This is a genomic window from Selenomonas sp. oral taxon 126 (assembly GCF_001683335.1).
In the GTDB taxonomy this organism is placed as follows: Bacteria; Bacillota; Negativicutes; order Selenomonadales; family Selenomonadaceae; genus Centipeda.
In genome coordinates, this window is record NZ_CP016201.1 from 422,177 (window position 1) to 424,802 (window position 2,626).

The window sequence follows — 2,626 nt, forward strand, 5'->3', positions numbered from 1 at the left end:
AGCCCTACTTTCGTACCTGCTCGACCCGTCAGTCTCGCAGTCAAGCTCCCTTCTGCCTTTATGCTCTTCGCGCGATTTCTGTCCGCGCTGAGGGAACCTTTGGACGCCTCCGTTGCTCTTTCGGAGGCGACCGCCCCAGTCAAACTGCCCGCCTGGTACTGTCCCGAACACTGTTAATGTTCCGGTTAGATCCTTAGCATATAAAGGCCGGTATCCCAACGGTGACTCCGATAGTTCTAGCGATCTATCCTCCCAGTCTCCCGGCTATCCTGTACGTTATATGCCAAAGACCAATGCCAAGCTGCAGTAAAGCTCCATGGGGTCTTTCTGTCCAGTCGCGGGTAACCTGCATCTTCACAGGTATTTCAATTTCACCGGGTCCCTCGTTGAGACAGTGCCCAAATCGTTACGCCTTTCGTGCGGGTCGGAACTTACCCGACAAGGAATTTCGCTACCTTAGGACCGTTATAGTTACGGCCGCCGTTTACAGGGGCTTCAGTTCGCTGCTTCACCTTACGGCTAACAACTCTCCTTAACCTTCCTGCACCGGGCAGGCGTCAGCACCTATACTTCAGCTTGCGCTTTCGCAGGCACCTGTGTTTGTGGTAAACAGTCGCTTGGGCCTCTTTTCTGCCGCCGCCAACAGCTCCAACAGTAAATGTCTTCACCACCAGCGGCCATCCTTTTCCCGAAGTTACGGATGCATTTTGCCGAGTTCCTTAACGAGGGTTTTCCCGCGCACCTTAGGATTCTCTCCCCGCCTACCTGTGTCGGTTTTGGTACGGGCGGACGTCTTCTCGTTAGAAGCTTTTCTTGGCAGTGTAGTGCAGCTGAATTCAGATTGACCGTAGTCTTTCCTATCGATCGGTTCTCGGCCTTGTAGTATGGGGATTTGCCTCCATACTAGCCTACCGCCTTCGACACGCACATCCAATCGCGTGCTCAGCTTCCTTCCTGCGTCACTCCATCCTCAAACGAAGACGCCCGGTACTGGAATTTTCGCCAGTTGTCCATCGCCTATGCTTTTCGCCTCGGCTTAGGTCCCGACTAACCCCGGGACGACGAGCGTTGCCCGGGATACCTTAGGCTTTCGGTGGACAGGATTCTCACCTGTCGTTTCGCTACTCATACCGGCATTCTCACTTCTTATCCGTCCAGCAGTCCTTCCGGTCTACCTTCGTCCGGATAAGAACGCTCCCCTACCCAAAGTTACATAGTAACTTTGCCGCGGCTTCGGTTCTGTGCTTTAGCCCCGGATATTTTCGGCGCAGGGCCTCTCGACCAGTGAGCTATTACGCACTCTTTTAATGGTGGCTGCTTCTGAGCCAACATCCTGGTTGTTTTCGAAGTCCTACATCCTTCTCCACTTAGCACAGCATTTGGGACCTTAGCCGGCGGTCTGGGCTGTTTCCCTCTTGAATACGGGTCTTATCACTCGCATTCTGACTCCCAGGCTGCCCATATGAGCCATTCGTAGTTTGACTGGGGTCGGTAGGCTTTACGCCCCCTTGCCCGATCAGTGCTCTACCGTCTCTATGGTTATTCGCCTGAGGCTAGCCCTAAAGCTATTTCGGGGAGAACCAGCTATCTCCACGTTCGATTGGCATTTCACCCCTATACACATCTCATCCCAACATTTTTCAACATGCACGGGTTCGGTCCTCCACTCATTTTTACCTGAGCTTCAACCTGGACATGTATAGATCACTGTGGTTTCGGGTCTAATCCATGCTACTTGACGCCCTCTTAAGACTCGCTTTCGCTTCGGCTCCGCGTCTCCCGCTTAACCTCGCAGCATAAATTAACTCGCCGGTTCATTCTTCAATAGGCACGCCGTCGCACATGTAAAGTGCTCCGACTGTTTGTAGACATACGGTTTCAGGTTCTATTGCACTCCCCTCCCGGGGTTCTTTTCACCTTTCCCTCACGGTACTCATCGCTATCGGTCGTTTCGATGTATTTAGCCTTGGATGGTGGTCCACCCTGCTTCCCACTGGGTTCCTCGTGCCCTGTGGTACTCTGGATTCCTGCCCGCTTTTCACTCTTTCGTGTACGAGGGTCTCACTCTCTTTGCCGCACCTTCCCAGATGCTTCCACTAAAGTGTCCAGTTTGTTGCAGGTCCGCAACCCCAAACAACCGAAGTCATTTGGTTTGGGCTCTTCCCGTTTCGCTCGCCGCTACTCAGGGAATCTCTTTGATTTCTTTTCCTCCGACTACTTAGATGTTTCAGTTCATCGGGTGTTTTCTCCTTATCTCGTAGATAAGGTGACAAGACGTTACTCTTGCCGGGTTGCCCCATTCGGAAATCCATGAGTCTATGCTTACTTGCAGCTCGTCATGGCTTATCGCAGCTGATCGCGTCCTTCTTCGTTTCGAAACGCCTAGGCATCCGCCGTATGCCCTTCTAAACTTGACTTACGTCTTACGACTTTTGTCATCAGTTTAAAGGTATTTTCGCTTTATCCTAATTTGCTTGGGAAAATCTTTTAGTGAGGACTGTTCTGCTTCCTACGCTCATGATTTCGCCCCTTCCACCACGCGTTGCGTGGTCCCCCTCCCCCGCAAGCAGGGGAGGCTGAAGGTGACGCCAATCTCGCTCTCTTAGCTTCCCCCGTTTACGGGGGG

1 rRNA gene and 1 other annotated feature (1 of these 2 only partly in view) are annotated in these 2,626 nt (G+C 52.6%); the gene reads right to left on the bottom strand.

Features of this window, described 5'->3' with window-relative positions:
* Positions 1-311: a sequence feature (23S ribosomal RNA rRNA prediction is too short), on the bottom strand; it reaches 60 nt to the left of the window's first position.
* 55 nt (positions 312-366) lie between these two features.
* A 23S ribosomal RNA gene (locus AXF19_RS01805) occupies positions 367-2,403 on the bottom strand.
* Between the last annotated feature and the right edge of the window lie 223 nt (positions 2,404-2,626).